At 42.0% G+C, this 25,371-nt stretch carries 26 protein-coding genes and 1 riboswitch; of the genes, 15 read left to right on the top strand and 11 right to left on the bottom strand.

Annotation, left to right across the window (positions count from 1 at the left end; all coding sequences use genetic code 11):
* Positions 1 to 12 precede the first annotated feature (12 nt).
* Positions 13 to 1,359 carry a lanthionine synthetase C family protein gene (locus J2Z48_RS07960; RefSeq protein WP_307252488.1) on the top strand — a complete coding sequence of 449 codons (1,347 nt, stop codon included), beginning with the start codon at positions 13 to 15 and terminating at the stop codon, positions 1,357 to 1,359.
* 155 nt (positions 1,360 to 1,514) lie between these two features.
* On the opposite strand, the gene J2Z48_RS07955 is transcribed toward J2Z48_RS07960, so the two are convergent.
* Positions 1,515 to 2,336, bottom strand: a complete 822-nt coding sequence (locus tag J2Z48_RS07955; protein ID WP_307252487.1) for a YqhG family protein — start codon at positions 2,334 to 2,336, stop codon at positions 1,515 to 1,517.
* Entirely contained in the window at positions 2,317 to 4,041 is a 1,725-nt protein-coding gene (locus tag J2Z48_RS07950) for a DEAD/DEAH box helicase (protein ID WP_307252486.1), read from the bottom strand. The genes J2Z48_RS07955 and J2Z48_RS07950 overlap by 20 nt, the downstream gene beginning before the upstream one ends.
* Positions 4,042 to 4,206: 165 nt before the next feature.
* Positions 4,207 to 4,315, top strand: a riboswitch (glycine riboswitch).
* A gap of 151 nt (positions 4,316 to 4,466) precedes the next feature.
* Between J2Z48_RS07950 and gcvT the strand changes: the two genes are divergently transcribed.
* From gcvT to gcvPB, 3 genes are read left to right on the top strand one after another with little or no spacing between them, the layout of a single operon-like run.
* Complete coding sequence (gene gcvT, locus J2Z48_RS07945; RefSeq protein ID WP_307252485.1) at positions 4,467 to 5,561, top strand: glycine cleavage system aminomethyltransferase GcvT; 1,095 nt, start codon at positions 4,467 to 4,469, stop codon at positions 5,559 to 5,561.
* Between the two features lie 28 nt (positions 5,562 to 5,589).
* On the top strand, positions 5,590 to 6,936 hold the full coding sequence (gene gcvPA / locus J2Z48_RS07940) for an aminomethyl-transferring glycine dehydrogenase subunit GcvPA (RefSeq protein ID WP_307252484.1): 1,347 nt from the start codon (positions 5,590 to 5,592) through the stop codon (positions 6,934 to 6,936).
* Positions 6,933 to 8,390 carry an aminomethyl-transferring glycine dehydrogenase subunit GcvPB gene (gene gcvPB, locus J2Z48_RS07935; protein WP_307252483.1) on the top strand — a complete coding sequence of 486 codons (1,458 nt, stop codon included), beginning with the start codon at positions 6,933 to 6,935 and terminating at the stop codon, positions 8,388 to 8,390. The genes gcvPA and gcvPB overlap by 4 nt, the downstream gene beginning before the upstream one ends.
* A 24-nt stretch (positions 8,391 to 8,414) precedes the next feature.
* Here gcvPB and J2Z48_RS07930 read toward each other — a convergent pair whose 3' ends face one another.
* On the bottom strand, positions 8,415 to 8,765 hold the full coding sequence (locus tag J2Z48_RS07930) for a hypothetical protein (protein WP_307252482.1): 351 nt from the start codon (positions 8,763 to 8,765) through the stop codon (positions 8,415 to 8,417).
* Positions 8,766 to 9,027: 262 nt separating this feature from the next.
* On the opposite strand from J2Z48_RS07930, the gene fadH reads away from it, so the two are divergent.
* The 5 genes from fadH (at position 9,028) to J2Z48_RS07905 (ending at position 15,697) form a co-directional block, all read left to right on the top strand.
* Positions 9,028 to 9,795 carry a 2,4-dienoyl-CoA reductase gene (fadH, locus tag J2Z48_RS07925; RefSeq protein ID WP_307252481.1) on the top strand — a complete coding sequence of 256 codons (768 nt, stop codon included), beginning with the start codon at positions 9,028 to 9,030 and terminating at the stop codon, positions 9,793 to 9,795.
* Between the two features lie 132 nt (positions 9,796 to 9,927).
* Positions 9,928 to 11,874, top strand: coding sequence for a glucose-specific PTS transporter subunit IIBC (gene ptsG / locus J2Z48_RS07920; protein ID WP_307252480.1), 1,947 nt, complete (start codon positions 9,928 to 9,930; stop codon positions 11,872 to 11,874).
* Positions 11,875 to 12,060: 186 nt separating this feature from the next.
* A complete protein-coding gene (gene lipM, locus J2Z48_RS07915) occupies positions 12,061 to 12,882 on the top strand; it encodes an octanoyltransferase LipM (protein ID WP_307252479.1) in 822 nt (273 codons plus the stop codon).
* 204 nt (positions 12,883 to 13,086) lie between these two features.
* Positions 13,087 to 14,838 (top strand): serine/threonine-protein kinase, encoded by a 1,752-nt coding sequence (locus tag J2Z48_RS07910; RefSeq protein ID WP_307252478.1) that lies wholly within the window; start codon positions 13,087 to 13,089, stop codon positions 14,836 to 14,838.
* 97 nt (positions 14,839 to 14,935) lie between these two features.
* Positions 14,936 to 15,697, top strand: a complete 762-nt coding sequence (locus tag J2Z48_RS07905; RefSeq protein WP_307252477.1) for a metallophosphoesterase — start codon at positions 14,936 to 14,938, stop codon at positions 15,695 to 15,697.
* Between the two features lie 2 nt (positions 15,698 to 15,699).
* On the opposite strand, the gene J2Z48_RS07900 is transcribed toward J2Z48_RS07905, so the two are convergent.
* Positions 15,700 to 15,933, bottom strand: coding sequence for a DivIVA domain-containing protein (locus J2Z48_RS07900; RefSeq protein WP_307252476.1), 234 nt, complete (start codon positions 15,931 to 15,933; stop codon positions 15,700 to 15,702).
* A gap of 141 nt (positions 15,934 to 16,074) precedes the next feature.
* On the opposite strand from J2Z48_RS07900, the gene mntR reads away from it, so the two are divergent.
* The 3 genes from mntR to J2Z48_RS07885 all read left to right on the top strand — a co-directional run bounded on the left by mntR (position 16,075) and on the right by J2Z48_RS07885 (position 17,942).
* Positions 16,075 to 16,509 carry a transcriptional regulator MntR gene (gene mntR / locus J2Z48_RS07895; RefSeq protein WP_307252475.1) on the top strand — a complete coding sequence of 145 codons (435 nt, stop codon included), beginning with the start codon at positions 16,075 to 16,077 and terminating at the stop codon, positions 16,507 to 16,509.
* 79 nt (positions 16,510 to 16,588) lie between these two features.
* Positions 16,589 to 17,566, top strand: coding sequence for a patatin-like phospholipase family protein (locus tag J2Z48_RS07890; RefSeq protein ID WP_307252474.1), 978 nt, complete (start codon positions 16,589 to 16,591; stop codon positions 17,564 to 17,566).
* A 1-nt stretch (position 17,567) separates the two neighbouring features.
* Positions 17,568 to 17,942 carry a protease complex subunit PrcB family protein gene (locus J2Z48_RS07885; RefSeq protein ID WP_307252473.1) on the top strand — a complete coding sequence of 125 codons (375 nt, stop codon included), beginning with the start codon at positions 17,568 to 17,570 and terminating at the stop codon, positions 17,940 to 17,942.
* A 16-nt stretch (positions 17,943 to 17,958) separates the two neighbouring features.
* Here the strand turns inward: J2Z48_RS07885 and J2Z48_RS07880 are convergent, their stop codons facing one another.
* Positions 17,959 to 18,222, bottom strand: coding sequence for a hypothetical protein (locus J2Z48_RS07880; protein WP_307252472.1), 264 nt, complete (start codon positions 18,220 to 18,222; stop codon positions 17,959 to 17,961).
* 27 nt (positions 18,223 to 18,249) lie between these two features.
* Positions 18,250 to 19,164, bottom strand: a complete 915-nt coding sequence (locus J2Z48_RS07875) for a DUF1385 domain-containing protein (RefSeq protein WP_370872914.1) — start codon at positions 19,162 to 19,164, stop codon at positions 18,250 to 18,252.
* 199 nt (positions 19,165 to 19,363) lie between these two features.
* Here J2Z48_RS07875 and aroQ point away from each other — a divergent pair, with 199 nt between their 5' ends.
* The 3 genes from aroQ to efp are packed head-to-tail and all read left to right on the top strand — an operon-like array spanning position 19,364 to position 21,482.
* Positions 19,364 to 19,795: a type II 3-dehydroquinate dehydratase gene (gene aroQ, locus J2Z48_RS07870; protein ID WP_307252470.1), complete on the top strand. Its 432-nt coding sequence runs from the start codon at positions 19,364 to 19,366 to the stop codon at positions 19,793 to 19,795.
* Between the two features lie 29 nt (positions 19,796 to 19,824).
* Complete coding sequence (locus tag J2Z48_RS07865; RefSeq protein ID WP_307252469.1) at positions 19,825 to 20,895, top strand: M24 family metallopeptidase; 1,071 nt, start codon at positions 19,825 to 19,827, stop codon at positions 20,893 to 20,895.
* Between the two features lie 29 nt (positions 20,896 to 20,924).
* Positions 20,925 to 21,482 carry an elongation factor P gene (gene efp / locus J2Z48_RS07860; protein ID WP_307252468.1) on the top strand — a complete coding sequence of 186 codons (558 nt, stop codon included), beginning with the start codon at positions 20,925 to 20,927 and terminating at the stop codon, positions 21,480 to 21,482.
* Between the two features lie 83 nt (positions 21,483 to 21,565).
* Here efp and J2Z48_RS07855 read toward each other — a convergent pair whose 3' ends face one another.
* The 5 genes from J2Z48_RS07855 to comA all read right to left on the bottom strand — a co-directional run bounded on the left by J2Z48_RS07855 (position 21,566) and on the right by comA (position 25,370).
* Complete coding sequence (locus J2Z48_RS07855; protein ID WP_307252467.1) at positions 21,566 to 22,156, bottom strand: prolyl hydroxylase family protein; 591 nt, start codon at positions 22,154 to 22,156, stop codon at positions 21,566 to 21,568.
* A 209-nt stretch (positions 22,157 to 22,365) separates the two neighbouring features.
* Complete coding sequence (locus tag J2Z48_RS07850; protein WP_307252466.1) at positions 22,366 to 23,214, bottom strand: DegV family protein; 849 nt, start codon at positions 23,212 to 23,214, stop codon at positions 22,366 to 22,368.
* Between the two features lie 95 nt (positions 23,215 to 23,309).
* Positions 23,310 to 23,765: a DUF441 domain-containing protein gene (locus J2Z48_RS07845; RefSeq protein ID WP_307252465.1), complete on the bottom strand. Its 456-nt coding sequence runs from the start codon at positions 23,763 to 23,765 to the stop codon at positions 23,310 to 23,312.
* A 70-nt stretch (positions 23,766 to 23,835) separates the two neighbouring features.
* Complete coding sequence (locus J2Z48_RS07840) at positions 23,836 to 24,573, bottom strand: 2-phosphosulfolactate phosphatase (RefSeq protein ID WP_307252464.1); 738 nt, start codon at positions 24,571 to 24,573, stop codon at positions 23,836 to 23,838.
* The gene (gene comA, locus J2Z48_RS07835; protein WP_307252463.1) at positions 24,570 to 25,370 is read right to left on the bottom strand and encodes a phosphosulfolactate synthase; all 801 of its coding nucleotides are present in this window, start codon (positions 25,368 to 25,370) and stop codon (positions 24,570 to 24,572) included. Before comA ends, J2Z48_RS07840 begins: the two co-directional genes overlap by 4 nt.
* Position 25,371: the final 1 nt, after the last annotated feature.

Below are 25,371 nucleotides of genomic sequence, written 5' to 3'. Positions count from 1 at the left end.
CGGAGATGAGTCATGACGAAGACAATAAACATAGAGCAAACTAAGAGATTGAACGAGATTCTAATGGAGCTTGCTGATCTCCTAAAAGATCCCGAAAACGTGATCCAAACCGTACACGCTGAGGGGAATGAGATCGATTTAGGGAGTGGAAAGCATTTTTCGTGGGAAGATGGGAGTTTAGCGGATGGATATCCGAGTATATGTCTACTTTTGGGTGAGATGGATCGATGCTTTCCCGAAGCTGGCTGGGATGAGCATGGATATCTTCATCTTCGAGCATTGCAAGAATCGATTCAAAAGACAGGCTTTTCCTCCCTATCCCTTTGGGGCGGAGTTCTAAGTATGGCCATGGCGGCTCGATCTCTGTCTAAAGGTGGAGAGAGGTATCAACATCTACTGGATCAATTACATCAATATTATCTAGATTGCTATCCGGATATGTTGGAACAATCGATTCAAAATCTACAAGACAACGTCCGTATGCAGGAATTTGATGTGATTCAAGGTTGGTCTGGAATTGGGCGATATTTATTACTACAAAAAGAACATCCAGAGCTACGGAAATCGCTAGAAGAAATCTTACATTACTTAGTGCTTTTAAGTCAGGATAAAGAGGTTAATGGGCAGATCGTCCCCGGATGGCATGTGCCACAGAAGAATCAATTTTTAGAAAAAGAAAAGGAAGAGTATCCAAACGGCAACTTTAACTGTGGCTTGGCCCACGGAATTCCCGGACCCCTAGCCTTACTATCAATCGCATCTTTCCATGGAGTAGAAGTGCCCGGACAGAAGGAAGCGATCCGTCGTATTACGGATTGGTTATTACAATGGAAGCTGATTGATGATTATGGCCCTTTTTGGACCTACAGAATTAGTTTGGAGGGTCACCAAGCAGGGACAGTAGACAAAGTACAGCATCGTGAAGCATGGTGCTACGGTTCCCCCGGCGTTGCGCGTTCCATCTACTTAGTAGGAAAGGCTTTAGAGAATGAAAACTACAAACAAATGGCAATCGAATCCTACCTAGCCACATTTAAACGACCAAGCGAAATATGGGGAATCGATTCACCCACATTTTGTCATGGATTACTAGGATTACTACAACTAACGCATCGCATGTACTTAGACACCGGAGTAGACGAAATTAAAGAACATCGCGATCGTCTCATCGATCAGATGATCAGCATGTACGACAAAGAGGCTCCTCTTCGCTATTACGATATCATTCCAATGAATGAAGACAAGCAGTATCATACTAACGCCGGGCTCTTAGGCGGCGTAGCCGGGATTGCACTTGTATTCATTCATTTGATTCATGACCATGATCCCGATTGGGATAGTGTATTTCTAATTAATTAATAATTGAAATGTCGAAGTGTAATGAAAGAGATTAAGAAGCTCACTCAATCACCTAACCCCAACTTATCTTCCTACACCCATCTGGATTCCCACGTCAAACACCTCATATTGATACCCAATATGAGGTGTATTTCTCATTATACGAAGTGTATTTCTCATTGATAACGAAACACCTTATCCCGATAAAAAAGACCTGCATTAATCAACCTCGTCTCCACCCTTGGATGATACTGCCAAACAAGCTCCCTCCGTCTATCCTGCTTTGACTTAAGTTGCTCCTCACTTAAGCTCATATCATCCGGAAAATACAGGTCCAGTTGCGCCAGCTCTTGCTGTAACCGTTCCTCTGCTTCCTCCGCCCATGCTAACTCCCCATTTTGCAACCGATCTTGCAAATAATACTCCAACTCCCCAACAGCCTCCGAAATCGACATATTTGCTTCTTCCGTATAACGTTTCGCCGGTATTCGGCTAAGCCATTTGTTATTCTTGATCTGATCATCAAACTGTTCCTGAATCGCCCCCGTTTGCAGATCGATTCCTAGTGACCAGATCTCATCCCGTTTACGATCACAGACGAAGGAGACAAAAAAATTAATCACCAACCATGGAGAATATGGCTTGGTTTGGCGACTTACCATGCCAAAAACACCTGTGTCTTGGTACACTCTCACAAATTTCCCATGCTTTTGTGCCGAATCGAGGAGCTGTGTAAATCGAGGGCAACCAAAAAATACATACTCCCCTTTTAGATCAGCGGGTGGGTTCTCAGCATCAAAGATAAAGCACTGATGGCTAGGATTGGGTTGCAATCCCATGCGTTCTACATACATCCAGTACATCGGGCGATTGAGCAAGTCTTTATCTGCTTCGATCGATAGATGAGTATAGATATGCGATGGAGCAGATTCAATCACCTGACATTGTTGATATTGAAGATATCGTTCGGTAAAAGATCTAACTTGTTGTTGATCCATAGAATCGTTCATCCTGTTCCTGTTTGGTACGAACCACTTCATCTTTTTTCTGATGAAATTGATCCGAAAGAGAGTGAAGGCGATTTCGAATTTGATGTGGATCTTCAGAAGTAAGGGCAATTTTCATCAGGCTTTGTTCCAAAGATTCCTCGGACTCCAGTTTTTCAAGGATGGTCTCCAGTTCGCCGATGACACTTTCGAATAGCTGGATTTTCTCATGTAGAAGCCAGATAATCTGTTCCTCAATCGTTCCTGAAGTAGAGAAGTTATAGATATTTACATCCTTCTTTTGTCCGAGTCGATGAACACGTCCGATTCGTTGTTCGACTCGCATCGGATTCCACGGCATATCGAAGTTAATAATGTGGCTGCAAAATTGTAGATTAATACCTTCTCCACCAGCTTCTGTGGCTACCATTACCTGTGCCCGTTTTTGAAAAAGTTCCATCATCCAATCTTTCTTATTCCGATTAAATCCTCCGCGATACGGGACTGCGGAGATACCCTGTTGTTGTAAGGCTCGAATAAGCATTTCTTGTGTAGCCCGATATTCGGTAAAAACGATGAATTTATCTGGGATTTGTTGAATAATGTTTACTGCTTCCTCTACTTTAGAAGAAGTCTTTACCTTGCGAAGTAATTCTACGAGATGCGCCACTTCAGGAGAAATCGATTCATTCCCTGCCTCTCCACGTTTAAATAGTTTAAAGAGGGTATGGAAGACGGCATCGCGACTACTACACACTTCTTTTTGTAAAACGAGAAGAGAGAGCATGCTTTTGAGATCGCCTGCTCCGTTTTGGAAACGGGAGCGGACAAATTGGGTGACTCCTTCATATAAATCGCGTTCTTCTGGAGTTAGGTTGATGGGAATGGTATGAACGATTCGCTTCGTTAGATTGAGATCCCCGTCTCTTCTTCGATTTCGAATGAGGACACGACTGATTTCATCCCGCAGTTGTTCTTCGTTCTTCGCTTTTCGCTTACTCGCTACGAACTCACTATTAAACTGTGATTCTCGCCCCAATTGACCTGGTTTTAATAGGGTTACGAGATTAAATAGCTCTTCCATCTCATTTTGTACAGGAGTGGCGGTAAGTAACAGACAAAACTTTTTCTTCACTTCGTTAATAAACTGCCAGTTTTTTGTACGTCGATTTTTTAATTTATGGGCTTCGTCCACAATCAAGAGGTCGTATTCGCTATTTAATACAAATTCACGGTGTGGATCCCTTTTCGCTGTATCCATGGAAGCTACGATGATGTCGTATTTATCCCACATCCATGCTTTTTTTTGTGCCACTGCTGGGATCTGGAATTTCTGATTTAACTCTCTTGTCCATTGCAAGACAAGGGAAGAAGGAACGAGAATTAATGCCTTTTTTACGAGTCCACGAATGATATATTCTTTTAAAATGAGTCCTGCTTCGATGGTTTTACCTAGTCCCACTTCATCTGCTAGAATCGCGCGACCTCTCATCTCATGGATCACTTGCCGCGTGACATCGATTTGATGGCGAAGAGGCTCAAAGCCGTAGATCTGTTGCAGGCTAAGGATACTGTCAAAGGCAGGGACAACTTGCGCTTGGGCCGCTTCTAAGGCTAATTGAAAACGTTCCCAATTAGACCACCCGGTATCTTGTTCAATGTTTTGTTCCATCTGGGAAAGCCAACTTCGATCGTAATGGATCGGTAGGGAAAACATAGAATTGTTCCGCCTTTCGTGTACATATTATCCAATTTTTAGTATGCATAAAAAATGCCATTTCATACGTTTATCATATGTGGCGGTAATTATCATAAAAATGTATCGAAATGTATAGTAAGTTGTGGCACAATATACGTGACAGATCACATATTGTTCGGGCGAATGAAGGTGAGAGGAGAGACTGTTGATCGAACTATTTGATCGACGGCGCCGAAGGAGCAAACTTCCCAAGAGAAGTGAATCTCTCAGGCAAAAGGAGGCTTGCTGGACGCCACTCTGGAGAGTGTTTGTGATGCTTCCGTAAAATCACGAGCCACCCAAGGGGCAACTTGGATGATGCATTCAGGTGAACTCTCAGGTTCCATGACAGAGACTGTGCGACAAGAACAGGGCTCTGTCTATTTTATTTGGAGGTGCTGGTCATGGAGCAATTAAAGCGTACTGCGCTATTTGACGCGTACAAGGATCAAGCAAAATTGGTCCCATTTGGCGGTTGGGAAATGCCCGTTCAATTTTCGAGCATCAAAGAAGAACATGAGGCGGTTCGTACTCGTGCTGGATTATTTGATGTTTCGCATATGGGAGAAGTGGAAGTATCAGGACCAGATAGCTTAGCTTTAGTTCAGAAGCTTACGACAAATGATGCATCTAAGATTTCCATCGGGCAGGCTCAGTATACGTTAATGTGTTATCCAGATGGCGGGACTGTGGATGATTTATTGGTTTATCGCACAGGCGAACAGAAGTATCTCCTCGTGATTAATGCAGGAAATATCGATAAAGATGTGGATTGGATTAATCAGCATACAACAGGTGACGTAACCGTTACCCATATTTCGGAACAGGTTGCTCAAATTGCGATACAAGGACCGCTTGCGGAAACGATTCTGCAACGCCTTACAGAGGAAGATTTGAGTAGTCTGCGTCCATTTACATTTCTAAATGATGTCCAGATTGGCGGAGTTCCTACCCTTATCTCTCGTTCTGGTTACACAGGTGAAGATGGATTTGAACTCTATTTTGATAGCAAACATGCTCCTGCTATATGGAACCTACTTCTTGAGACTGGGAAAGAGGATGGGCTACTTCCATGTGGATTAGGCGCTAGAGATACGTTGCGTTTTGAAGCAAAGCTCCCTCTTTATGGCCAAGAACTTTCGGCTACGATCTCTCCGATCGAAGCGGGAATGGGCTTTGCGGTAAAAGTGGATAAAGGGGATTATATCGGTCGTGATGCTCTCGCTCTACAAAAAGAGCAAGGAGCGCCTCGGAAACTGGTTGGATTGGAAATGATCGATCGTGGAATCCCACGTACTCATTATCCTGTCTATCAAGGAGAAGAGCTGATTGGTGAAGTTACCACAGGAACGCAGTCGCCTACTTTAAAAATTAATATTGGCTTAGCACTCATTAAAAGTGAATGCGCTGTTTTAGGAGAAGAAGTAGAAATTGAAATTCGTGGAAAACGTGTGCGCGCCAAAATTGTAAAAGCGCCTTTTTACAAACGAGCAAAATAGCATCTACGGTTTTGGAGGAGGAGAAAGGATGACATTTCGTTATTTACCAATGACAGAACAAGATCGGAAAGAAATGCTTGAAACGATTGGAGTCCAGACAACGGAAGAATTATTTGCAGAGATTCCTGAAAATGTCCGTTTCCATGGTGAGTTAGCGATTCCGCAGGCATTGCCAGAACCATTATTGGTGAAACATATGCAACGTTTATCGGGGAAAAATGCGAACTTGGATCAATATACTTCCTTTTTAGGGGCAGGCGTGTATGAGCATTATGTACCAAGCGTAGTGGGCCATGTTATCTCCCGTTCAGAGTTTTATACAGCCTATACTCCTTATCAACCAGAGATTAGTCAGGGCGAATTACAAGCTATTTTTGAATTTCAGTCGATGATTTGTGAGCTAACCGGTATGGATGTGGCGAACTCCTCGATGTATGATGGTCCAACTGCTCTAGCAGAAGCGGCCGCGCTTGCTTTTTCTCATACGAAGAAGAAAAAAGTGTTTGTTTCGAGAGCAGTTCATCCGGAAGCGCGGGAAATCCTATTGACGAATGCCAAAGGGCTTGGCTATGAAGTGGTCGAGATTCCTTTGCAAGATGGAGTGACAAATCTGGCTCGCTTGGAAGAGATGGCAGATGAAGATACTGCGGCGGTTATTGTTCAGTATCCAAACTTCTTAGGAAATCTGGAAGACCTCGGCCAAATTGAGCAGATTGCACATAAGCACAAAGGGTTGCTAGTTGTGAGCTCTAACCCGCTTTCGCTCGGAATCTTACAACCTCCAGGCGCCTTTAAGGCGGATATTGTAGTAGGAGATGCACAACCACTTGGGATTCTCCCCCAGTTTGGAGGTCCACACTGTGGCTACTTTGCGACAACAAAGGCCCTAATGCGTCGTCTACCAGGACGTATCGTAGGGCAAACCGTAGACGAGGACGGGAAACGTGGTTTCGTTCTAACCCTACAAGCTCGTGAGCAACATATCAGGCGTGATAAGGCAACTTCTAACATTTGTTCGAACCAAGCACTGATGGCTCTAGCCGCTTCCGTTTACATGTCAGCATTAGGGAAACAAGGGATGCAGGATATAGCATTACTAAATGTGAAAAAAGCCCATTTTGCCAAGCAACGTTTGTCACAAGTGAGTGGCTTTGAAATCGCTCATGAGCAGCCATTTTTTAATGAATTTGTGATTCGAGTAAATGGCTCTGTTGAAGAGGTAAATCGAAAGCTATTGAAACAAGGAATTATTGGTGGTTATGACTTAGGCAAGGCTTATTCAGAATATCAAAATCATATGTTAGTTGCCGTAACCGAGCTTCGCACCCAAGAAGAAATTGAACAGTTGGCAGTGGCATTGGAGGGACTACTATGAGCAAAGAGACAGCGAAACAACTCATTTTTGAGATGAGCCAGCCGGGTCGTATTTCTTACAGCTTACCTGCAAGCGATGTACCTGAAACAGAAGGACTTCCTGCCCAATTCATGCGCGAGGTCCCTGCAGAGTTACCAGAGGTTGCAGAGCTAGATCTCATGCGCCATTACACCGAGTTATCGCGCCGTAACCACGGAATTGATAATGGCTTCTATCCACTTGGTTCTTGCACAATGAAATACAATCCAAAAATCAATGAAGATGTAGCTCGCTACCCAGGGTTCTCGAAGATTCACCCGTATCAAGCAGAAGAGACTGCACAAGGAGCATTGCAATTGTTGTTTGAATTGCAACAAGATCTGTCAGAGATTACCGGCATGGATGATGTGACTGTACAGTCGGCGGCTGGAGCGCAAGGTGAGTGGACCGGATTAATGATGATCCGTGCATACCATGAAGGCCGTGGTGACCTTATGCGAAATAAGGTGATCGTGCCTGACTCTGCTCATGGTACTAATCCAGCTTCCGCGACTGTGGCCGGCTTTGAAACCATTACAATCCCTTCCAATGAAAAGGGACTAGTCGATGTAGAAGCATTAAAAGAAGTTCTTGGTAACGATACTGCGGCGCTGATGATGACCAATCCCAATACACTTGGGCTATTTGAAGAAGAAATCAAATTGATTGCAGACTTAGTACATGAAGCAGGAGGACTCCTCTATTATGATGGAGCAAATGCCAATGCGATCTTAGGCTATGCTCGTCCGGGGGATATGGGATTTGATGTAGTACATTTAAATCTCCATAAAACTTTTACAACTCCACATGGTGGTGGGGGACCTGGTGCAGGTCCAGTAGGTGTAAAGAAAGATTTAATGCCATATCTACCGAAACCAATGGTTCGCCAGCGTGAGGATGGTAGCTACTTCTTCGATCATGACATGCCTCAATCAATCGGACGAATCAAAGGGTATTATGGAAATTTCGGTATCTTAGTTCGTGCTTATACGTATATTCGCACCATGGGTCCAGACGGCTTAAAGCAAGTATCGGAATATGCCGTGTTGAATGCGAACTATATGATGCATCGTTTAGCACCTTATTTTGATGTACCGTTTACCCAGAACTGTAAGCATGAGTTTGTCCTATCGGGGAATCGCCAGAAGAAACAAGGGGTTCGTACCTTGGACATGGCGAAACGCCTCTTAGACTTTGGCTATCACCCACCTACGATTTACTTCCCGCTTATCGTAGATGAATGCTTGATGATCGAGCCAACCGAGACAGAGAGTAAGGAAACATTAGATAAATTTATTGACGCGATGATCCAAATCGCTCGTGAGGCAGAAGAAACACCTGAAATCGTACAGGAAGCACCTCATCATACGATTGTCAGACGACTGGACGAAGTAACCGCTGCAAGGAAACCTGTGTTACGTTATAGCAAATCATAAATGAAAAACAAGAAAATCCCCTCTCTAGGGGATTTTCGTCTCGTATACAGTACCTTCTTGTATCATTTGTTTTTGAGAAACTTCTTTTTCTAATTCAAATCCAATCCATAATAAGTTAGCTAATTTCGTTTTAACAGACTGTCCTCCAAATTCAAACAATCCATCCTCCCATTCAACTGGGCATCGAACATTCCATTCCCAAGCAAGTGTATCAGCGGCGGCTAATGTACGGAAAACGGCTTCTGGAGGCGTTACATCTTCCCACGTTGTTGTGAATGTAATTTCATATTGACTACGATTTCTCCAGTAAGGTTCGCAGTTCTCAATTTGAAGAGGTAAATCAATTGCTTCTGAAACTAATTGAAAGATGAGCATGGCTTTTTCTTGTGTTTTAGCATCTACGTATAGGCTCCATTGAACCCGAAAGTTACTACGAATAATGATCTTCCTTCCATGGTGTATGTATTTGATGTACTTATAAATGTTATAAAAAGACAAAGAAAATATCAATTGTAAAAAAATAGGTACCTTTCAAACTTGAGTAAGAAACATTGCCTTGACGTGAGAAGAACTCTCATCTAGGCTTAAGTGAGAGATTTATTTAAACAATCAATATTCATAGAGATGAGGCGGCAAGATGAGAGGAAAAACTGTCATCGTCACAGGTGGAAGTAGCGGTATGGGGAAAGCAATGGTTGGGCGTTTCTGCCAAGAGGGAGCGAACGTAGTCATCTGTGCCCGTAATGAAGAGCGTATGCAAGAAGTGAAAAAGGAATATGAAACATTTCCAGGACAAGTGTTAACCTTTGTCTTGGATGTAAGAGAAGAAGAGAAAGTAAAAGAAATGGTTGAAACGGTCCATGAAACCTTTGGTAGCATTGATCATCTTGTAAATAATGCGGCAGGTAACTTCGTCGTACCAGCTGAAAAGCTTTCGAATAATGGCTGGCGTTCCGTAATTGACATTGTCTTAAACGGTACATGGTATTGCACCAATACAGTTGGGAACTATTGGATTGAAAAAGGAATCAAAGGCTCCATTGTAAACATTGTAGCTACATATGCTTGGACTGGAGCCGCTGGTGTAGTACACTCGGCTTCTGCTAAAGCGGGAGTACTCGCGATGACTCAAACATTAGCGGTCGAGTGGGGTAGTAAGTATGGCATCCGATTAAATGCCATCGCACCCGGTCCGATTGAACGTACAGGTGGAACAGATAAGCTGATTCAAGACGAAAAAGCTTATAAAATGGTCCAACGACAAGTACCCCTAAAACGTTTTGGCACACCTGAAGAGATTGCCAGCGTAACAAAGTTTTTATTATCCGAAGAAGCGGCTTTCATCAACGGAGATTGTATCACCGTAGATGGGGGTCACTGGCTATCAGGCTTCCGCTTTTTATAAAATAAAACAACATAGAAGCATGAATGAGCAACAAGACAAATTCGTCACTCATTCATGCTTTTTCTATTCCTGGACAAAATAAACAATACGATACAAGAATCTAATTTGTTTTGGTTAACAGGAGGGTAAAAGGTGTTTAAAAATCTATTTGGAAGCCTACAGAAAATCGGTAAATCCTTAATGCTTCCAGTGGCAATTCTTCCAGCGGCGGGTTTGCTATTAGGAATAGGTAGTGCATTAAAAATAGGACTCATGTCCCAATCAGGAGATATTATATTTGCGAATCTAGCCTTAATTTTTGCGATCGGTGTAGCAATCGGGCTAACAAATGGGGAGGGTTCAGCAGGTTTAGCTGCCGTAGTCGGTTTTTTAATCATGAATGCTACGCTTGGGCAGATGGCTATTCTCCGTCATCTGAAAACAACTCCCGTACTCGGAATTAAAACCATCTCAATGGGGGTTTTTGGTGGGATTCTCATCGGGGTCGTAGCCGCCTTGTTATATCGGAAGTTCCATGATATTGAGCTTCCTCCGTTTTTAGGTTTTTTTGCGGGTAAGCGTTTTGTTCCCATTGTTACAGCGGCTTCTGCTTTTGTTCTCGGTATTATTTTTGGCTTTGTGTGGCCACCGATTCAAGCCGGAATCGATGCATTTTCACACATGGTGCTACATGCGAATCTTGCTTTATCCGCCTTTATCTTTGGTGTGATCGAGCGGGCTCTGATCCCATTTGGACTTCACCATATCTGGTATGCTCCGTTCTGGTTTGAGTTTGGGGAGTATATGAAATCAACAGGAGAAGTCGTAAAAGGGGACGTTGCCCGATTCTTCGCTGGCGACCCCACAGCAGGAACATTTTTAACAGGAAAATTTCCATTCATGATGTTTGGTTTACCTGCGGCGGCTCTTGCTATTTATCAAGAAGCTCGTCCAGAAAGAAAAAAAGTGGTTGGAGGAATCATGCTTTCGGGGGCTCTTACCTCTTTTTTAACAGGAATTACGGAGCCAATCGAATTCTCGTTCCTGTTTGTAGCTCCTGTGCTATTTGCGATCCACTGTGTGTTTGCAGGGATTTCATTTATGACCATGGCACTTTTGAACGTAAAAGCAGGACTTACTTTTTCCGGTGGAGTGATCGATTATCTTCTCTACTGGAAAATAAGTACAAACTCATGGATGATTATCCCAGTTGGTCTTGCTTTTGCAGTAGTCTACTATTTTGGATTCCGGTTTGCGATTCGCACATGGAATCTGAAGACCCCTGGGCGAGAGGATGAGACAGAAGAAGGGATAAACCCGGTTGATACGGATAATCGCCCTGATTCGCTCGCTTACGAAGTGATAGAAGCTTTCGGTGGCAAGGAAAATTTGACTCACCTGGATGCATGTATTACACGACTCCGTATTCAGGTTCAAGACCCCAAAAAAGTAGACAAAGCGAAATTAAAAGCGCTGGGCGCCGCTGGGGTTCTGGAAGTTGGGAACAATATGCAAGCGATTTTTGGTCCCAAATCGGATCAAATTAAGGAACAGATGAAAGACATTATAGCCGGAAAGACTCCTAGACCGGTAGAAAAGGTGGAAAGCCCTGCTAAGGCGAATGAGACCTGCTCCATCGGTACTGGATCTGTAACAGAAACCTTCCTATCTCCGATGACAGGGAGAGTTCTACCGATCAAAGAGGTCCCAGACCCAGTCTTTGCAGATAAGCTGATGGGGGATGGATTTGCGATCGATCCAGCCGAAGGAGTCGTCGTAGCTCCAGTAGATGGAGAAATCGTAAACCTATTTCCATCCAAACATGCGATTGGCATTCGCTCTCAAAGCGGTCGGGAAATTCTTATCCACATCGGTATTGATACCGTGCAATTAAAAGGAGAAGGCTTCACTGCCAAGATTGCACAAGGGGATCATGTCAAAGCGGGGCAAGAACTCGTAACTTTCGACCTCGATTATGTCAAACAACATGCTAAATCAATCATTACCCCGATCGTCTTCACCAACCTTCAAGAACAGAAAATAGAACTCAAAACAACCCAATGCCAAAAAGGGCAATCATTACCGATTACGATTCAATAACAGAGAAAAAAGCACTCAAAAACAAGAGTGCTTTTTTCATTTGGTAACGATTTTTATGTTATTCTAAGTTGTATACTTCTTATTGAACCATTGGTCAGATACATTGCCTCGAAATATAGAAAACCACCCAATAAATGGATCAACATACCTTATCAAATATTGAAAATGAGGAGGACCGAAAAATAAATGAATAATACTAAGTGGCGGCTCATCCCTTACCAATCACACGCACCTGCATGGAATATGGCACTTGATGAAGCTATTTTAACAGCCATCAGCGAAAACCAAGCCCCACCGACTCTACGGTTTTATGGCTGGAATCCAGCAACTCTCAGTATCGGATATTTCCAACGAGCTGAAAAAGAAGTCAATCTAGAGAGATTAAAGGAGTTAGGCTGGGGGTTTGTTCGCAGAATGACAGGGGGGAGAGCGGTCCTACATGATTCTGAACTAACCTATAGTATCATCGCTCCCGAAACGCACCCATCAGTACAAGGAAGCGTATCAGAATCATATCGTTATCTAAGTCAAGGCTTGCTCCGTGGATATCAGAATCTCGGGATAGAAGCAGAACTTGCCCCGCCTGCAAAGTCTTCAAAAGGAATTCAGTCGGCTGCATGCTTTGATGCCCCATCTGATTACGAATTAGTCGTTCATGGACGAAAAGCGGCAGGGAGTGCCCAAGTTCGTCAAAAGGGGGTTGTTCTGCAACATGGCTCCATTTTGTTAGACCTCGATATAGAACGATTATTTGAAGTACTGATGTTTTCAACGGAAGAGATTCGAAACGCTAGAAAACAGGAACTAGAGCAAAAAGCTGTTTCGATTCATCAGTGTAGTTCACAGCCATTTTATATACAAGAGGTCGAACACGCCTTCACACAAGGGATGATCGAAGGACTGGAGTTGGATGTGGAAGTAGGGAAATTAAGCCCCTATGAGGAAGAAATGGCACACCAACTTGTTCAAAACAAATACGCAAATGACGATTGGAATTATAAGCGATAGCATACATTTTCCTGATTTTCATCACTTTGCACTCATTTGTGGAAAATTGTTCACATTATTATATTTCTACAGCGAAACAATATCTTGATTTTTAATATACTTAAGTTTAGGATGGAGATGATTCCTGAATAATTTATTTGTATTTGTATTTATATTCTATCATTAACACTTTTAAAAATTTGTTGTGTGAGGGTGGTACTACCGTTGGCTAAATCATTTCACTCTCAATTTGTGAAGAGGTTTCAAGTAGAAGATGAGATTCAATTTTCATCTGGAAAGATTTTGCAGGCACGTACTCATGGGGGAAAACGTGTATTTCTCCAAAGCATTCCAATAGAAGGTCAAACCTTACCAGAGGATTTTCGAGAGCTTGTGTTAAAATTTCAACATCCTCACCTTGCTCCCATTATTGATGTAATGGTGGACGAGCATGAAGTCATTCTGGTTCATGCCCCCTTTACAGGTGAACCACTTCCACTGCTCGTGACGAAAGAGCGTCCTATGAAGCCATTGAAAGCCTTAAAAGTAGCGAAGAGCTTGCTACAAACCATTCGAGAACTACAACGCAGAAACTTCCCGCTTCGCACCACCTTAGATCCTAAAAATATTTTATTAAGTGGATCGGAACCTTTGCTCTTATTCTATTATTTACATGATGAAGTCAAAGTACAGCGTGATCAAAAATGGCGAGACCTCCTATTCTTCCTACTCACAGGTTATCAACCCTCAAAGAACCCGAAGAATAATAAATTATTCTTGGAAAATAACCTAATTCCTCGTAAATTACAAAAACTTGCTTTGAAGTCTTGGAAAACAAAAGTAAGTCTAGAGGAAGTTATTGGGCAAGTAGACAAGCTATTGAAAGATCGGAGTCTTGAGTCTGGGCGTAACCCAGGAGGATTGCGTAAGGTGATCATGTCTACTGCTGTAGCACTTATTTTAATCGCAACGGGCGCATTAGTTGGGAACTATTATTTAAGTCAATCAGATGCCAAAGATCCAGTTAAGAGTGAACAAAGGGCGATTTTCCAGATCAAACCGAATGGAAAAAAGCATGATTTTGCCTCTAAATCAGAATATGCCTTTGATTCGATGGAAGAATCTACTGTACTGCAAGGGGAACTGGCTTTTGATGAAACATTTGATGATTTCAAGGCAACAATGGAAAAATCAGATGGAGGACGTTTTGAGCTTCTGATTAAACGAGATGGTCAGATTAGCTCAGGATCTTCACAAGGAGCACGTACCACCATGTTTGGGGCAAAAGGGGTTCCTTTTATTAAAGCAGGTAAGTCATACGAATTTTATGTCTACCATACCTCACTTGCACCTGTACGAGTGAAAATCGTGGACAAAGAGACCAAGGAAGCTTTTGTGCTTCGGGGGAACAGCCAGATACAAGGTACGTTAAAACCTGTGTTTACGGCGGGTAAAGGGGTAACCTTACAAAATCCTGGTCTTCAAAAGATTGACGATACCTCGCAAGTAGATAGCGATTTCCTACCCGACCAACCGTGGATCTTGAATACAGGAATTGGGATTGCAAAAGGTTCTGATTTAACGGTCATGCCTAAGACGCAGATTGCGATTCCGATCTCAAGTTCATTTACCAATTTCTTAGTAGGACTTAGCCAAGACTCAACTATCCCATTTGAGATTAAATTAAATTCGGTGGATGGTATCACGTATGTGGTAGAGTGGTCGAATGGAAAAGTATCGTTATTACGTAACTCAGGTACGAAAATTACGGAAATGGACTCTACTTCTATACCGAAGTTAGTGAAGAATAAACCGATCGGTTTCTCGTTAAATGTTACGAATAGTGATATGGTCATCAACATTAACCAAGGTACAGAAGTGAAGGCAACCTTAGGCTTATCGGAGAAAACTTCACTATCATTACGTGATCTATTTATTGACAAATCGACTCAACCATATAAATTATTGGAAAAATAAATAACAGATGAATAGGCAAGAGGATCAACGGATCTCTTCTTGCTTTTTTTTTCGTAATTAGAGTATTGTGTAGTTGTGAGAAAGGATGGTACCTTGCATGGCGATCTTTTCAATTGCGGATTTACATCTATCGTTCCAAAGACCTGTTGACCTATATGAGATTGATCCTGAGAGAGATATTCGAAAGCCAATGGAGTTGTTTGGTTGGGATCAACATTATCATCGAATTCGAGATTTATGGATGGAGAGGGTAAGAGAAGAAGATACCGTTCTCATTCCAGGAGATATTAGCTGGGCGCTACGCTTAGAAGAAGCCCTATATGATTTTAGATGGATTGATCAGTTACCTGGAAACAAGGTTTTCTCTCCAGGTAATCATGAGTATTATGTACATAGTAAGAAGAAGATTCGTGAAGCTTTGCCTGAGCGGATGACATGGCTAGATGCTGATTTTACCGTTGTGGAGAATAAGGTGGTAGCTGCGACCCGAGGCTGGATGCTTCCAGGAGATTACGGTTATCATGAATCAGAAGATCGCAAGATTTACGAGAGACAAGCAGGGAGACTGAAAATGGCATTAGAGGCGGCACGCAAAGAACATTCAGATCTGCCTATTATCGTAATGCTTCACTACCCACCTTTAACTCAGACAGGGAAAGAATCAAAGTTCTTCGATCTTCTGAAAGAGTATGGGGTTTCCTTATGTGTATACGGGCACCTTCATGGAAAAGAAGCACATGAAGATGCCATTCAAGGGAATGTAGAAGGCATTGAACTTCGTCTGGTTGCTTGTGACGCTATTCAATTTGGTCCCGTTCTCATCTGGAATGATGAACAGAAAAAAGCCGAGGCTTACTAGCATCAGCTAGATACTCGGCTTTCATCTAAACGATCCATCTCTTTACATATTTCGCGTAATTGTTTGTTTTCAGTTCGTAATCGTGTAATTTCTTGTCGTAGTTCTTTTAGTTCGCTTACATCTTCTTCGTAACAAATGACGATTTCGTTTAACCACTGATCCACTTCTTCTGGGATATAGCCCCAGAAAGACTTATTAAATTTCTTGCTTGGAATATCAGATGGGGTGATTCTCATAAAAAGCGAATCCTCCTTTGATTTTCATTATAACGGAAATAGGAGCTTTTTTGAGGGATGTTTTTGTAACACTTTCATTGAGCTAATACGTAACATCTGATAAAATGACTCTGGTTGTATTGATTTGAAGGGGTGGTTCATTTGGCAACACCAAGTATGGAAGATTATTTAGAAAACATTTATCAATTAATTGATCAAAAAGGATATGCACGCGTGTCAGACATAGCAGAGGCGTTATCCGTTCACCCCTCGTCAGTTACAAAGATGGTTCAGAAACTTGATCAAAATAAATATTTGGTTTATGAAAAATATCGTGGTTTGGTTCTAACTGCGAAGGGTAAAAAAGTAGGAAAGCGCCTTGTTGACCGGCATCAGTTATTAGAGAAATTTCTTCGCTTGATTGGAGTACGTGAGGAATTTGTTTATCAAGATGTGGAAGGGATTGAACATCATCTGAGCTGGGATTCCATCACCTGTGTGGAGAATTTAGTTTCCTATCTCGAAAGCAATCCAGAAGTGGTCAAACTTCTCATCTCTACCAAAGCTGCTGAAGAGAATACGGAGCAAGATGAATAAATTAACCCTGGAAGTCCTGTTCCTAGGGTTTTTTTCATACATATGAATAAATACATTCTTTTTTTAAAGAGGTGGTCATGTGTGGGCAGATGCAGTATTTGAGGGCGGCGGTGTAAAAGGAATTGGACTGGTCGGAGCACTAACAGTGGCGGAGAAAAAGGGATATAAATGGAAGAATGTAGCAGGGACTTCTGCTGGATCGATGATCGCGTCTCTTACTGCGGCGGGTTATACAGCCGAGGAGCTTTACAGGCTTCTGCTTGATCTAGACTTTACATCGTTTTTACCGAAGACGATGTATCATCGCATCCCTTATGTCGGTCCAGCTTTACGTATGTGGATTAAAAAAGGGATTTACTCGGGTGATGCACTTGAACATTGGCTAGAATGTCGTTTAGCTGAGAAAGGGGTTCGGACCTTTGGTGATTTGCAGGACGTTGGCTTGAAAATCATTGCCTCTGATATTACACAAAAAATGCTGATGATTCTGCCAGATGATCTAGCAAGTTATGGCCACGATCCAGCAACGTTTTCAGTTGCAAAAGCAGTTCGAATGAGTTGTAGTATTCCTTTCTTTTTTGATCCCGTGATGTTGTATCATGCGCCCTCTGGGAAGTATAGTTGTATTGTAGATGGAGGAGTGTTAAGTAATTTTCCTATTTGGATTTTTGATTCAGATTGCCCCCGTTGGCCTACTTTTGGCTTTGATTTAAACAATCCAACAAAAGAAAAGAAGGGATCAGTGGCAGAAGTCCCCGGACCGTTAAACATGTTTTTATCCTTGTTTTATACGATGATGGACGCGTATGATAACCGATATATTCGGTCAAAGGATCAGATTCGTACGATCTCTGTACCCACCCTCGGGGTTAAAATAACTGATTTTTCTTTAAGTAAGGATAAGAAAGACACTCTTTATCAATCTGGGGTGAGAGCAGGAGAAGCGTTCTTTGAGGGATGGACGTTTGATTCCTATTTACAAGCACGTGGGAAAAGTCGCTCCACCCAAATCAACTTTGGGAAAAATGATGAGCCACCACTTCAGAAAGGAAGTTAATATGAATCAGAATGATGAAAAAGGTCTGGGAATTAAGCTGATCACGAGTGAGCAACTAAAGACACTACCTGTATCGATTCGCGAATGGGTGATGCATCAAAAAGTACATTCGGGACTTCATAAAATTCAGATGGAGGATGAGGAATATACACTCATCTCGCTTGGAATGAGACCTAATCCTGGATATCAATTGCAGGTGACTAATATTGTGCAACAAGATAATCAGGTAAAGGTAGAAGTAACCGAACAAGAGCCAACTCCGGGAACATTTTATCCACAGATGATCGTGTACCCCTATGTCTTAACGAAAAGTGATGTGCCTATTCATGTGGAAGGTCTCAGTCATGCCCATACGAAAAACCCCCAGTCTAAGTGAGGACTAGGGGTTTTCTTTAGAATTTGCGATGTTTTTTAGAGCCATCTATCACTTTAAATCGATGTGATTTTTTCTTTCGTTTGGTTGATGTCGCGGGGATATGCCCACTTATTCTTTGTAACCAGATGGGAGGCTTCTTATATAGATAAAAGATGATCCCAATGAATCCGATCCATCCTACTACATTCCAAAAGGATTCACGCAGTGCTGACATGATTCCAATGGCTATTAATCCTAATATGATGATCGTTCCAACAGAAAGTCTTTTGGATATATTCACGCTACCACCACTTTCCTAAAGGTCGAGTTACATTCCAATGGAAGAAGCATGATTCATGGGAGCTTGTTTGGCTTTTACTTCGCTATCTAAATCGAGCATGCGCTTAAATGAGGTGATGGCTACTTCTACCTGCTCATCATTTGGCTCTTTTGTCGTAAGTAGTTGAAGCCATAATCCAGGGTAACCTAAATATTTGAGCACAGGGACATCACGAAGCGCATTGGTAAAGCGTAAAACTTCATAAGATAGCATAATCACGAGTGGAAGTAGTTCCAAACGTATGATCATTCGATCCCACATATTTTCATATTGGAAAAAGGAATATACGATTACGCCCACCAATATGGTTAGAATCATAAAGCTACTGCCACATCGATAGTGAAGCCGAGAATGTTTTTGAACATTTTCTACTGTCAATTCTTCCCCATGTTCATAAGCGGTAATCACTTTATGCTCAGCTCCATGATATTGAAAGACCCGTTTGATGATGGGTGTTTGCGAGATGATCCATAGGTACGAGAAGAGTAAGACCGTCTTGATTGCCCCTTCTATTAGGTTCTGGAGAATTAGATTTTTAACCAATCCATCAAATAAAAAGCTAGCTAGCATCGCAGGGACGAGCGTGAAGATTACTTTTCCTACTACGAAGGATAGAATCCCAATCACGGCTACGCCTAACCACATTGATAGCTTGGAAGAGAAAGTTTCTTTAGTCTCACGGACTTGGTCGGGATTTTCATCTAAATCATACTGTTCAGTAGCAAATTGAAGGTGTTTTGCACCAGAGGCACTTGCTTCAATGAGCCCGATCAATCCTCTAACAAAAGGGATTTTTTTCACTTTCGAGAGAATGGGCTGTTCCTTTTTTTGTACTTCAAATGTTTCGATTGATCCGTTTTTACGTCTAACGGCTGTGACGAGGCTATGCTGCCCTTGAAACATAACGCCTTCTACCACTGCCTGACCGCCATATGCTATGGGTTGTTCAGCCACGAAATCTGGCACCACCTTTGTATCATGTGTCTTAAATTGTGAGTTTTGTAAGTATCTCCATTTTATCACATAAAGGAAGTATTCGGTATGGAGGTTGGACAAATCGCTAAATTCATGAGAAAATATACCCTTATAGGGGTGTTCGTAGATGACGAGAGTACTGATCCTTCATGGTCCTAATTTAAACCGTTTGGGCAAACGAGAGCCGGAGATTTATGGCTCGGAAACATTGGATGAAATCAACCAACGGTTACGAAAATTAGGTGATCGTTTGACGTTGTCCGTTGTTGCGAAACAATCTAATTATGAGGGCGAACTGATTACGGAGATTCATGAGGCAGAAGGAAATTTTGATTACATAATCTGTAACCCAGGAGCTTATACTCATACGAGCTATGCGATTCGAGATGCGATTGCATCTGTAGAAGTTCCTGTCATTGAAGTGCATTTATCTAATATTCATGCTAGAGAAGAATTTCGTAAGCAATCTGTAACTGCGCCTGTCTGTATCGGACAAATTAGTGGATTTGGATCGTATAGCTATGATCTAGCGTTACAAGCAATTCGGGAATTGATCTAGCATAACCGAACATACTAGGAGTGAGACTCATGGAAAAACGGCTAGCGAACTTGCGAAAAGAGATGATGAGTCAGGGGATAGAAGTCTATTTGATCACGAATCCTTATAATCGCAGGTATATCACTGGCTTCACTGGCTCTAGTGGTGTCGCGATTGTAACAGAAAAGGACGCTGTATTCGTCACAGACTTCCGTTATATCGACCAAGTAAAAGCAGAGTGTCCACATTTTTGTCTGGAACTTCAATCATCACTTGATATTTGGCATACGGTTCGTGAAAGTATCAAAAAGATAGGTCTCAAAAAGGTAAGCTTTGAAGCAACACATATGACGTTTGCTCAATTCCAAGCTCTATCCCAAGGAGATTCTTCGATTGAATACATACCTGCTCCACAAATCATAGAAGAATTACGAATGGTAAAAAGTGAGGATGAGTTAACCATCATCCGTCATGCTACTGCGATTGCAGACCGTACTTTTGAACAGATCATTCAATATATTCAACCGGGATTGAAGGAATCGGAAGTCCAACTTCGACTGAAGGTACTCATGATGGAGATGGGAGCAACGGGTCCATCATTTGACATCATTGTGGCATCTGGCTGGCGAGGAGCATTACCTCACGGTGTAGCAAGTGACAAAGTGATCGAAAAGGGTGATCTCGTTACCCTAGACTTTGGAGCTGCTTATCAAGGATATGTTTCTGATCTCACTCGTACGGTAATGGTTGGAAAACCAAATGAGAAACAAAAGGAAATTTATGATATTGTATTAGAGGCAGAACGAAAGGCTGTAGATGCTCTCCGTCCAGGGATGACAGGCGTGGAGGCTGATGCAGTAGCTCGTGATTTGATTACACAGCGCGGTTATGGTGCACACTTTGGACATGGGACTGGGCACGGGATTGGACTGGAAGTTCATGAAAGTCCTAGACTTTCTCAAGCAAGCTCCCATATCTTAAAACCAGGAAACGTTGTAACGGTGGAACCAGGAATTTATCTCTCTGAATTCGGTGGAGTCCGTATCGAGGATGATATCCTCATTACAGAATCAGGTCATGAAGTATTAACTCATTGTACTAAAGAACTTATTATTCTCTAGATCTTTGTTTTCATCAGGAGGAACGATGGATGATTAGTGTAAACGATTTTCGTACAGGTTTAACAATTGAAATCGATGGTGATATTTATTCGGTTCTTGAATTCCAACATGTAAAACCAGGAAAAGGTGCTGCGTTTGTTCGCTCCAAGTTGCGTAACCTTCGAAATGGAAATATTACAGAGAAAACGTTTCGTGGCGGCGAGAAAGTAGCTAAGGCGTTGATTGAAACTCGTCGTATGAGCTATTTGTATGAATCTGGCGGTGATTACACGTTCATGGATAATGAAACCTATGATCAAATCTCGTTGCCAGCAGAGCGTTTGGAAAATGAATTAAATTTCCTGCAAGAAAACATGGAAGTTCAAATCGTTACGTATGAGCATGAAACGATTGGGATCCAACTACCGAATACAGTAGAATTGGAAGTAGTTGAAACGGATCCAGGAATCCGTGGTGATACAGCGACAGGTGGCAATAAGCCAGCTACGTTATCGACTGGATTTGTTGTTACGGTTCCACTCTTTATCAATAGAGGCGATCGTCTTGTAATCGATACGCGTAACGGTCAATATGTTTCACGTGCATAAACATAGAGAGCAATAAATAGCCTCAACTCGATTCATCGAGTTGAGGCTATTTATAATTTGATTGATACTTCTATCGATATCCATTAGTAGTGTGGCCTTTCGGTAAACCACAGAGTCGTGATCCATTTTTCTCCTTCTTCTAGCACGCGAGAGCCGTGGATTGAGAGGGGGTGGGCATTAATCGTATCAGTGTAACAATTATCAAAAATAAGCAAATTTCCTGTTTTTGGTTTTATATCTAAATTAAGATCAGGGAAGTAGGTTTCTCCTCCCTTAAGTGTATCATTCAGATATAAAATAGCTGTACAGATTCGTTGACCTGCAATCGAAAAGAAGTAATTTCCTCCTTCTGAATTGGTGTCATAACAATCAATGTGTGGTTCAAACTTCCCTCCCACACCATACCTTGCTACTTGAAGTGCTTCTGCATGACTTAATGGACGTCCCACAAGATTGGCGATTCGCTCACAGAAGGAGAGTATCAAGTGATCTGTATAGTGATTTAACCATGCGGTATCCGATATACGAGTGTCTGACATTCCACCTTGTGTCTGTGCTGGAGCTAATACTCCTTGACCTACATTTATGATATGTTGACATTCTTCTTGCGAGAAAATCTCTTCATGTACCACTACATAGGGATCAGTCGACAGTACATTTACTAATTTCTCCAAGTACATATCCCCTTCTCATCAAAAGTGAAATACTAGTTTCGATATAATAATATCTACGTTCTATCTTCTCGGTATATGCTTTTGATACTACATGTGTATGCATGTATAACTAGATTTGTCATAAAAAAATCCCTAACCGATTAGGTTCCTTTAGACCTAATAGTTAGGGATAATCAAAATAGTTACGAATGATGATGATTCCGGTATTCTTATTTTTCATTTTTAATAATAAGACCTACTAATCCAGGGCCTGCATGAACGACGAGTGCAGGACTTACATTCCCTACATAAATATCAACGATATTATCACCTAATTGGCGAATTCGATCTGCAAATGCTTCGGCTTCTTTCTCAGCACGTCCTTGTACAATGGCAATACTCGCTTTAGCGGAATCTACATGATCTTGCACCAATTGGCAAAGTTTCTTCATCGCTTGCTTTTTTCCACGAGCAACCGTGAGGGGGAAATACTTACCATCATCGTCTACTGAGATAATGGGTTTCACATTTAGCATAGAGCCGAAAAGAGCGGAAACTCGTCCGATTCGTCCGCCTGCTTTTAGATATTCTAATGTATCCACGACAAAATAAGCAGAGATTTGCTTTTTCATCGCTTCAATTTTCTCAACGATCTCACCGAAGTCGAGCTTTTCACGGACTAGTTTGGCTGCTTCTATGACTTGATAACCTAGTGCCCAGGAAAGGTACTTAGAATCAATAACATGTATATGCAGATCATCAAACTCGCTTGCGATTAGTTTAAATGTATTATAAGTTCCGCTTAATCCAGAGGATACACTGATTACAAGACAATGGGTAAACCCTTCGGAACGAACTTTCTCAAATGTGGCATAAATATCTTCTGGTGAAGGCATGGAGGTGGTTGGAACTTCTATTTCAAGTCGTTCATAAATATCGGTTGCTTCAATATCAATTCCATCTCGAAATTCTCCAGATTTATAAATAACACGAAGTGGTACAACAGAAATACCTAGCTTTGCAACTAGATCTTTCGGTAGATCACACGAACTGTCAGTAATAATAGCAATTTTGGACAATAGAAAAACCCCCTTGACTGCCCTAAGTATACGTGAGTTCTCCTAGGGACTCAAGAAAAATGTGTATGACTTTATATGTCTTTAGAAGTAGGGGGTTAATGCCACCATATTTTGAGTATACCCATGAAAAATGCAGTAATCCCGGCTGCCATAAGGGGTCCAACCGGAATGCCCCGCAAGAAAATAATGCCAAAGATAGAGCCAATAACGAGTCCTACTACTAATTGAGGATCTACGCGTAATAAATCTAGTCCTTTCCCATTCATATAGGTGGCAAGTGCCCCGCCAATACAAGCCAAAATCCCAGCAGGGGAAGTGAACACATCCACAATCTGTTGCCACGTTATTTTTCCAGATACAAATGGAACTAAGACAGCAATGGTTAGGAATAGCAATCCAAGCTCTAGTCCACGTCGCTCGATACCATCAAAAAAACGTTCGAGATGAAGTAGTTTTAAAATAAGGAGAAAACTGGCCGCAGTAGCAATAATGGGGGAACGACCGAATAAACCGATCACGATTAGGATTACAATAATAAGATCTGCTTTCATGTCGCGCTCCCCTTGTCCAAAATGACTTTACCACTAAACTATGCATGAATGAGGAAGGATAGAATGAAAATCAAGAGAGAGGAGCCGTGATAACTCCATTTGTATAAGTAGGGACAACGTTAAATTGATTCATTTTTAGGCTTAGATCTAGGTCTTCCTCGTTGCCAAGAGAGTGATTTCTCTTTCCAGCCCGACTTTCACGCAATAGATGAAGTTGATCTTGAGAGTGAAGGAATTGGAAGCTACTCATACATAGGAGAGAAAGATCGTCAAAAGAGGTAGGGGATTGAGTGATTTGTGGATCCAGTTTCCGCCATTCCTCTAGGATCGCTCCAACCGTTACACAATCTTCAAATGACATCGTGCCTCTTGTTCCTGCGCAGTAAAATAGGACGTTAGAGATGTTTTCTAAGTGTAATCTCTGGGCGATGGATCTCGCATTTAACAAACTACCGATCCAGACCTGCTTCGCTTGAGCGACTCTGCTTAACGCCCGAGTCCCATTGGTAGTAGTAAGAATCAGTTCTTTTCCCTTACAAGAAGAAGTTTGTATAAAATGGACAGGTGAATTACCAAGAGAAAACTCCTCAATCTGTGCCCCAAACCGCTCACCGGCTAATATACGCCCTGGTTTCCATAACTTCTTGGCATCTTCAATTTCTTTGACGGGAATGACACACTTTACCCCGGATGAAAGGGCAGCGACAATAGTGGAGGTAGCTCGAAATGTGTCTATGACCACAATCGTTTGCCCTACATAGTCGCTTGGTTTAAATGCTTGGACATAAGGTATTGTTTGAATGTTCATCGGTACACCTCCATATTGGGATTAAATGTATCTGAGCGCAAATGTTGTCTTAGGGCTTCGAGAGCCATGACTTCTGTAGGAGCGATGTTCCCTAGATTTACTTCATTCCCAACCAATTGAATATATTGAATTTGCTGTTTTTTAAGAGGGGCTTCAAACATGATTCGATTAAGTGGCAGGCTATTTGCTAAATCACGAATCAGGGAAGAATCAAATTTTCCATTTTCATCATAGATTCCCACATCGATTCCCGATTCGCGACCTTCAATAATAACAAATTGTACACCTTCTTCGAGATCCAATGTAGCTTGGGAATGGATTTCTTCCATTGTCAAAAAAGAGCCCGATTCCTTTTTTCCTATCTCTGTAATAACAGAAAATCCCAATTTATGGGCTTTGCGGATCAATTCTCTTTTTTCTCTAGGGGGGATGGAGATGGTACCTTCTGATATTTCAATCCACCGAATCCCCTGATCCCGTAAAGCTTGGAAATACTGATCTGTACATTTGTGATGGTGAGCAATTTCAAAAAAGGTTCCTCCCGGGAAAATTTGAATATGCTCGGTTTCCGTTCGTTCAATTTTCTCTCGAAGCAGGCGTAAAGGAGTGAGTGCAGCAGTTCCAAACCCTAGTTTATAGAAATCGATATAGGGATGAGCGATTTCGATTAGATCATCAAAAGCACGCATCCCGAGTCCTTTATCCATCACCATGGTTAGCCCTGTAGACCTAGGCTTGTCGATTTGTCGATGCTTCGTATGGACTTGTAACCAGTTCCCCCATATATTTCTCTCCATT

This window comes from Croceifilum oryzae (genome assembly GCF_030814315.1).
In the GTDB taxonomy this organism is placed as follows: Bacteria; Bacillota; Bacilli; order Thermoactinomycetales; family Thermoactinomycetaceae; genus Baia; species Baia oryzae.
Note: the sequence above shows the minus strand (reverse complement) of the source record. Positions and strands in the feature narration are given on the sequence as shown.

Bases quoted from the DNA above. Each gene is read 5' to 3' on its own strand.
- J2Z48_RS07960 (WP_307252488.1), top strand. From the start codon at position 13: ATGACGAAGACAATAAACATAGAGCAAACTAAGAGATTGAACGAGATT.
- J2Z48_RS07955 (WP_307252487.1), bottom strand. From the start codon at position 2,336: ATGGATCAACAACAAGTTAGATCTTTTACCGAACGATATCTTCAATAT.
- J2Z48_RS07950 (WP_307252486.1), bottom strand. From the start codon at position 4,041: ATGTTTTCCCTACCGATCCATTACGATCGAAGTTGGCTTTCCCAGATG.
- gcvT (WP_307252485.1), top strand. From the start codon at position 4,467: ATGGAGCAATTAAAGCGTACTGCGCTATTTGACGCGTACAAGGATCAA.
- gcvPA (WP_307252484.1), top strand. From the start codon at position 5,590: ATGACATTTCGTTATTTACCAATGACAGAACAAGATCGGAAAGAAATG.
- gcvPB (WP_307252483.1), top strand. From the start codon at position 6,933: ATGAGCAAAGAGACAGCGAAACAACTCATTTTTGAGATGAGCCAGCCG.
- J2Z48_RS07930 (WP_307252482.1), bottom strand. From the start codon at position 8,765: ATGCTCATCTTTCAATTAGTTTCAGAAGCAATTGATTTACCTCTTCAA.
- fadH (WP_307252481.1), top strand. From the start codon at position 9,028: ATGAGAGGAAAAACTGTCATCGTCACAGGTGGAAGTAGCGGTATGGGG.
- lipM (WP_307252479.1), top strand. From the start codon at position 12,061: ATGAATAATACTAAGTGGCGGCTCATCCCTTACCAATCACACGCACCT.
- J2Z48_RS07905 (WP_307252477.1), top strand. From the start codon at position 14,936: ATGGCGATCTTTTCAATTGCGGATTTACATCTATCGTTCCAAAGACCT.
- J2Z48_RS07900 (WP_307252476.1), bottom strand. From the start codon at position 15,933: ATGAGAATCACCCCATCTGATATTCCAAGCAAGAAATTTAATAAGTCT.
- J2Z48_RS07885 (WP_307252473.1), top strand. From the start codon at position 17,568: ATGAATCAGAATGATGAAAAAGGTCTGGGAATTAAGCTGATCACGAGT.
- J2Z48_RS07875 (WP_370872914.1), bottom strand. From the start codon at position 19,164: ATGTTTCAAGGGCAGCATAGCCTCGTCACAGCCGTTAGACGTAAAAAC.
- aroQ (WP_307252470.1), top strand. From the start codon at position 19,364: ATGACGAGAGTACTGATCCTTCATGGTCCTAATTTAAACCGTTTGGGC.
- J2Z48_RS07865 (WP_307252469.1), top strand. From the start codon at position 19,825: ATGGAAAAACGGCTAGCGAACTTGCGAAAAGAGATGATGAGTCAGGGG.
- efp (WP_307252468.1), top strand. From the start codon at position 20,925: ATGATTAGTGTAAACGATTTTCGTACAGGTTTAACAATTGAAATCGAT.
- J2Z48_RS07845 (WP_307252465.1), bottom strand. From the start codon at position 23,765: ATGAAAGCAGATCTTATTATTGTAATCCTAATCGTGATCGGTTTATTC.
- J2Z48_RS07840 (WP_307252464.1), bottom strand. From the start codon at position 24,573: ATGAACATTCAAACAATACCTTATGTCCAAGCATTTAAACCAAGCGAC.
- comA (WP_307252463.1), bottom strand. From the start codon at position 25,370: ATGGAGAGAAATATATGGGGGAACTGGTTACAAGTCCATACGAAGCAT.